Source organism: Kitasatospora putterlickiae (assembly GCF_039527695.1).
In the GTDB taxonomy this organism is placed as follows: domain Bacteria; phylum Actinomycetota; class Actinomycetes; order Streptomycetales; family Streptomycetaceae; genus Kitasatospora; species Kitasatospora putterlickiae.
The window spans coordinates 18,385-24,391 of the sequence record NZ_BAAAKJ010000067.1 but is presented as its reverse complement, the minus strand read 5'-3'; the positions used below and the strand labels follow the sequence as shown (position 1 = coordinate 24,391).

The following is a 6,007-nucleotide window of genomic DNA, read 5'->3' as shown; positions in this document are numbered from 1 at the left end:
CGCGCTCACCCACCACCGCACGCTCACCGTCCAGGCCGAGCAGGAGCGGCTGGCCGACCTGCTCCGGCGGGCCGCGCTACCCGTCTCGGCCATGGACTTCGAGAGCCAGCTGCGCCGCTACGAACCGCGCCCCTACCCGGCCGACGGTCCGGTCGCGGCGGGCGGCGAGGACCCGGAGCCGCGCTGGGAGGACTTCGCGCCCCCCGAGCCGCCCGCCGCCGACCCCGACGAGGCCCCGTCCCGCCGGCTGCTCGACTCCGGCTACCAGCGCGAGCTGGCCCAGGCCCGGCTCGCCCACCAGCGCGCCCTGCGCGAATGGCGCACCCGGCGGGCCGACGCCGTCGACCCGGCCGCCGACGAGTCCCGGCGCGCCCACCACGAGGCCGAACAGGCCCGGGCGCGCGCGGTGCGCGAGTACAACGAGTCCCTGGAGGAGTGCCGCCGCGCCTACCGGCAGGCCGAGCCGGCCGCCGTCGAGTCGCTACTGGAGCGCGCCCTCGCCGCCGCCGAGACCCACACCCAGGACCTGTCGGCGTCCTGCCGGGCCGTCTACCGGCCGCTGACCCGCACCGCCGTGCTCGACCTCGACCTGCCGGCCCTCGACGTGGTGCCCTCGCTGACCGGCTACCGGCTCGGCCCGGACGGCGAGATCCTTCCGGTGCCGCGCCCGCCGGCCGACCGGTCCACCGACTACCTGCGGCTGGTCGCCCGGCTCGCCCTGCGCGCTCTGCAGGCCGCCGACGCCGTCGACACCGACGAGATCCTCGCCGGGGTCGTGCTCAACGGCTGGCTGCGCGAGCCCGGCGGGGCCGAGCCGCTCTGCCTGGTCAGCGTGGACGCGGACCGCGACGCGCTGGCCCGCACCAGGCTGCTGCCGCCCACCGACCCCGACGAGCAGCCCGACGGCGACGGCGTCTACGCGGACGCCGAGCAGGACGAGGCCCTGGTCCGGCTGCGCCACCTCGGTGCCGCCGTCAGCCCCGACCCGTACGGCCGGGCGGGCGTCGAGCCGGCCGCGCAGGCGGCGGCCACCGTCCCGGCGGCGCCGGACCTGTCGGCGAACGAGTTCGCCCAGCTGGTCCGCGAACTGCTCACCCGGGGCGGGCTGGGCCAGTGGAGCGTACGGCTGCGCGGCCCGGCCGGACTGGTGGCCACCGGTGAGGGGCCGACCGGCAGCGCGCTGCNNNNCGCTGGGTGGTCTGGGCCTCGCGGGGCGCCGGGCCGGTGGGGGAGGAGGAGATCCGCACGCTGGCGGAGGCGGTCCGCGAGGAGTCCGCCGAGCGCGGCCTGCGGCTGACCACCGGCCACTTCACCGACGGGGCGCTCGACCTGACCGGCGAGGACGGGCACCGGCACATCCACCTGGTCGACGGGGACGGCGTGCGCGAGCTGGCGCACACCCACCTCGGCCTGCCGCTCGCCGCCGGGCGCTGAGCCGCACGCCGACGGGCCGTCGGCTCACCCCGACGGCCCCGTCCGGCGGGCGTCGGCGCGCGGGCTGCACGACGCTGGGGGACACGGCCGCGCGGCACCGGTCGCCGGCCGGCCCGGGGACGGCGGAACACGGGGGGAGACGAGTGAACAGACGGCCCGTCACGGGGGCGGAACGGTGACCGCGGTCCTGGTCGCCGCCGGGGCGTTCCTGATGACGCTGATCGGCGGCTGGGTCGCGCAGCGCACCGGGGACCGCCGCCACCTGGTGCTCGGCTTCGCCGCCGGGCTGATGCTCGGCGTGGTCGCCTTCGACCTCCTCCCGGAGGCGCTGCACCAGGCGCCCGAGGAGGTCCACGGCGTCCCGCAGGCGCTGCTGATGTTCGCGGCCGGATTCCTGGCCATCCACATCGTCGAACGGGCGGTGGCGATCCACCGGGGCCACGAGGCGGAGTACGCCGAGCACACTCACGGCCAGCGCTCCGCGCAGGACCACGCCCACGGGCACGCCCACGGCGGCGCCCGGTCCGGCGTCAACGGGCACCAGGGCGTCGGACTGACCGCCGCCCTCGCCCTGGTCGGCCACAGCGTCATGGACGGCTTTGCGATCGGCGCGGCCTTCCAGGCCGGGACGACGGTCGGGACGGTGGTGGCGATCGCCGTGGTCGCGCACGACTTCGCCGACGGCTTCAACACGTACACCATCACCCGGCTCTACGGGAACAACCGGCGGCGGGCGCTGACCCTGCTGGCGGCGGACGCGCTGGCACCGGTCACCGGTGCCGCGATCACCCTGCTGTTCACCATCTCCGAGCACCTGCTCGGCCTCTACCTGGGGTTCTTCGCAGGGTTCCTGCTCTACCTGGCGACCTCCGACATCCTGCCCGAGGCGCACAGCCCGCACCCCTCGCGGACCACGCTGCTCTGCACCCTCGGCGGGGTGGGCTTCATGTGGCTGGTGATCGGCCTCGCCGGCTGACGCCGCGTCGAAGGGCGTCGGCCGGGCCGGTCAGCCGCTCCGGGCGTCCCAGTGGGCCCGCATCACGGCCAGCGCCTCGGTGATCGCCGGACGGCGCGAGGCCTGGGAGCGCCAGAGCGCGAACACCCGCCGGGCCGGCTCCGGCACCACCGGCCGGGCGACCACCTCCGGCGGCAGCGCGCCCCGCCCCAGCCGCGGCACCAGCCCGACGCCGAGACCCGCCGCGATCAGCGCGATCTGCGTCTCGAACTCGCCGACCTGGTAGCGCACGTCCGGCTCCTCACCCGCCTCGCGCAGCGTCCGGACCAGCCAGTCGTGGCAGATGTTGCCCGGCGGCACGCTGGTCCACCGCTGCCCGCGCAGCAGTTCCTCCGGCACCGCCGCGAGCCCGGCCAGCGGGTGGCCGACCGGCAGCAGCAGGTCCACCGGGTCCTCACCGAGGTCCAGCCGGGACAGGCCGTCCTGGACCGGCAGCGGCACCGTCGGCCAGTCCTGGACGAGTGCCAGGTCGACCTCCCCGCGCGCCACCAGCTCGGCCGCCGGGTACGGGTCGCTCTCCAGCAGCCGCACGTCCAGGTCCGGACAGCGCTCGCGCAGCTCGGCCAGCACACCCGGCATCAGCCCGCGCGCGCCGGTCGCGAAGGCCGCCACCAGCAGCCGTCCGACCGCCTGGCCGCGCTGCTCCTCCAGCCGCACCTCGGCCCGCTCCACCAGGCCAAGCACCGCCTGCGCGGTGGCGGCCAGGTCGCGCGCCGCGTCCGTCAGAACCACCCCGCGGCCCTGGCGCTCCAGCAGCACCGTCCTGGTCTCCCGCTCCAGCTTGGCGATCTGCTGGGAGACGGCGGACGGGGTGAAGCCGAGCGCCGCGGCCGCCCCGCCGACCGAGCCGTGCACCGCCACCGCGTGCAGCGCCCGCAGACGCCCCAGATCCATCATGCAGCCATGCTAAAGCGTGGCCTTCAGAATTCATCGCTGGTGCTACACGGTGGTCGGCGGCCATCCTCGTGCCATGAGCGCATCCCCGCAGGCCGCTCCGGGCGGCGGCACGACCGGCGGCATGAGGCCGCGTCACATCGCCCTGGCCGTCCTGGTGGCCGCCGTCTGGGGCCTCAACTTCGTCCTCATCCACGTCGGCCTGGAGAACTTCCCCCCGCTGCTCTTCTGCGCCCTGCGGTTCGCGGTGGTGGCCGTCCCGGCGATCCTCTTCGTCGGCCCGCCGAAGGTCGCCTGGCGGTGGGTGCTCGCGGTCGGCCTGGTGCTCGGCGTGGTCAAGTTCGGCCTGCTCTTCCTCGGCATGCACGCCGGGATGCCCGCCGGCCTCTCCTCCCTGGTGCTCCAGGGGCAGGCCGTCTTCACCGCGCTGTTCGCCGGCGTCCTGCTGGGCGAGCGCCCCGGCGGACGGCGGCTGATCGGCCTGGCCGTCGCCTTCGCCGGAATCGGCCTGAGCGCCGTCGACCGCAGCCTCGGTGGACCGCTCGGCGCCTTCGTCCTGGTCGTCCTCGCCGCGGCCGCCTGGGGCCTGTCCAACGTGCTGACCCGCAAGGCCGCCCCACCGGACGCGCTGCGCTGGATGGTCTGGGTCAGCGCCGTGCCGCCGCTGCCGCTGCTCGCCCTCTCGCTGCTGGTCGAGGGCCCCGAAGCGGACCTGCGGGCGCTGCGCGGGATCGGCCTCGCCGGACTCGGCGCGATCGGCTACGTCGGACTGGTCTCCACCCTGTTCGGCTTCGTCGCCTGGAGCTACCTGCTGCGCCGCTACGACGCCACCGCCGTCGCGCCCTACTCGCTGCTGGTACCGGTGTTCGGGATGTCCTCGGCGTGGCTGCTGCTCGGCGAGCCGGTCGGCCCGCCGGCCGCCCTCGCCGCGGTGCTGGTGGTCGTGGGGATCGGGATCACCGCGCTGCGCCCGGGGGCGTTGTCCGGCGCGGCGCGGCGGTGGGGCCGACGGTCGCCGCGTACGCGGACTCGGCCGTCCGCAGCGCTCCCAGCAGCGCCTCCTGCTCGGCGGGGCTGACCGGGCCGAAGTACTCCTGGGCCACCTCGTGCCGGACCTGACCGATCCGCTCCACCGCCGACCGGCCGGCCGCGGTCAGCAGGATCCGCACGGCACGGCGGTCGGCCGGGTCCGGGCTCCGCTCGACCAGGCCGGCCTCCTCCAGGGCGTCGACCACCGTGGTGGCCGAGCGGGGGGCGATGTGCAGCCGGTCGGCCAGATCGCTCAACCGCATCGCGCGGTCGGGCAGCTCGCAGCCGGGGGCGTGCGCGAGGGTGCGCAGGGCGCGGCCCTGACCGGGGGTGATGCCGTAGGGCTCCAGCCGCTCGCTGGTGCGCCGGCGGATCCGCTTGATCGCCCGGGTCATCGCGTCGGCCAGCTCGGCGGCGGTGTCCGGGGCGGGCGCCGGGTCCGGGGCGGGGGAGGAGCCCGCCGCGTCGTCGGTCGGCGTGGTGGTCATGGGCGGCTCTCCTCGGCAGGTGTTCGACCCAGGGTATCGGCCGGTCCCCAGGCCGCCCGGAAAAATGTTGAGCATGGCTCAGCATCTGCGTTAGCGTAGGCCGCGAGTGAGGGCACCCTAAGTTCCCTCCCCCGACCCTGGAGGGCCCGTGCCCCGCTCCGAAGCCCGCGTCGCCACCGACCGCTCCGCCCGCTACGCCAAGCAGCTCGCCGCCCACATGGGCCGCAAGATCCAGGCCGACTGGTCCGAGGAGACCGGCCACGGCACCCTCGTCTTCAGCGCCGGCACCGCCACGCTGGAAGCCGCCCCCGACGCCCTGCTGCTCGCGGTCGAGGGCGCCACCGAGAACCTGCCCGGCCTGGAGGACGTCGTCGGCCGCCACCTGGTCCGCTTCGGCGCCCGCGACGAACTGGTCGTCGAATGGCACCGCGACAACGGCGAGCCCGGCCACGTCCACCGCAACGACGAGGACCCGGCCGAGAGCTAGGCTCCCGGAGTCCCGCCGGGGCGGCCGGTGAGCGGCCACCGGGCGAGGGCCCACAGGAGCAGGCCGCCCAGGCACCAGCTGGCCACCACGTCCAGCAGCCAGTGGTAGTCGCTCCACACCAGCCCGAGGCCGACGCCCGCGACCAGCAGCGCCGTCCCGGCGGCGAGCACCCGCCGCGCCCGGCCGCCGGCCGTCCGGGCCAGCAGCAGCGCCGCCACCCCGTAGCCGAGCGTGGCGGTCGCGGTGTGGCCGGACGGGTACCAGCCCCACTGGTCCGCCGCCAGCGGCAGCCCGAACGGTCCCGGCCGCGCGAACCACGCCTTCGCCGGCACGACCAGCAGCGGGATCAGCCCGGCCGTCACCACCGCCACCGGGAGCGGCAGCCACCAGCGGGCGAGGCCCGCCCCCCGCTCCCGCCAGGCCGCCACCGCCGCGCCGAGCAGCAGCACCGGCACCGCCACCGAGCCGCCGCCCAGGTCGGAGAACGCCTTGCCGAGGTGGTTGAGCAGAGTGCTGTGCAGCGTGTGCCGGGTCTCCCGGACGGCGTGCCGGACCCAGCGGTCCAGGTCCAGCAGTGGCCCGTCCACCGCGACCTGCCAGGACACCAGCAACAGCACCACCCCGAGGACCACCGGCACCGCAGGGTGGGCGAGGACGCGA

The 6,007-nt window shown here is 76.3% G+C and carries 6 protein-coding genes and 1 pseudogene; 4 read left to right on the top strand and 3 right to left on the bottom strand.

Annotated elements, in window-relative coordinates:
- Nucleotides 1-1,224: 1,224 nt before the first annotated feature.
- Both ABD308_RS07700 and ABD308_RS07695 read left to right on the top strand, forming a co-directional pair.
- Entirely contained in the window at nucleotides 1,225-1,434 is a 210-nt protein-coding gene (locus tag ABD308_RS07700; RefSeq protein WP_344329654.1) for a restriction endonuclease, read from the top strand.
- A gap of 211 nt (nucleotides 1,435-1,645) precedes the next feature.
- Nucleotides 1,646-2,410, top strand: a complete 765-nt coding sequence (locus ABD308_RS07695) for a ZIP family metal transporter (RefSeq protein ID WP_425554717.1) — start codon at nucleotides 1,646-1,648, stop codon at nucleotides 2,408-2,410.
- A gap of 30 nt (nucleotides 2,411-2,440) precedes the next feature.
- Here ABD308_RS07695 and ABD308_RS07690 read toward each other — a convergent pair whose 3' ends face one another.
- Nucleotides 2,441-3,346, bottom strand: coding sequence for a LysR family transcriptional regulator (locus tag ABD308_RS07690; RefSeq protein WP_344329651.1), 906 nt, complete (start codon nucleotides 3,344-3,346; stop codon nucleotides 2,441-2,443).
- 121 nt (nucleotides 3,347-3,467) lie between these two features.
- Here ABD308_RS07690 and ABD308_RS07685 point away from each other — a divergent pair, with 121 nt between their 5' ends.
- Nucleotides 3,468-4,421 (top strand): EamA family transporter, encoded by a 954-nt coding sequence (locus ABD308_RS07685; RefSeq protein WP_344329668.1) that lies wholly within the window; start codon nucleotides 3,468-3,470, stop codon nucleotides 4,419-4,421.
- Nucleotides 4,422-4,524: 103 nt separating this feature from the next.
- On the opposite strand, the pseudogene ABD308_RS07680 reads toward ABD308_RS07685, so the two are convergent.
- A pseudogene (locus tag ABD308_RS07680) lies at nucleotides 4,525-4,767 on the bottom strand (MarR family winged helix-turn-helix transcriptional regulator); the annotation flags it as partial.
- Nucleotides 4,768-5,008: 241 nt separating this feature from the next.
- On the opposite strand from ABD308_RS07680, the gene ABD308_RS07675 reads away from it, so the two are divergent.
- Entirely contained in the window at nucleotides 5,009-5,347 is a 339-nt protein-coding gene (locus ABD308_RS07675) for a DUF2218 domain-containing protein (protein WP_344329650.1), read from the top strand.
- Here the strand turns inward: ABD308_RS07675 and ABD308_RS07670 are convergent.
- On the bottom strand, nucleotides 5,344-5,679 hold the full coding sequence (locus tag ABD308_RS07670; protein WP_344329666.1) for a phosphatase PAP2 family protein: 336 nt from the start codon (nucleotides 5,677-5,679) through the stop codon (nucleotides 5,344-5,346). The two genes, ABD308_RS07675 and ABD308_RS07670, sit on opposite strands and share 4 nt — an antisense overlap.
- Between the last annotated feature and the right edge of the window lie 328 nt (nucleotides 5,680-6,007).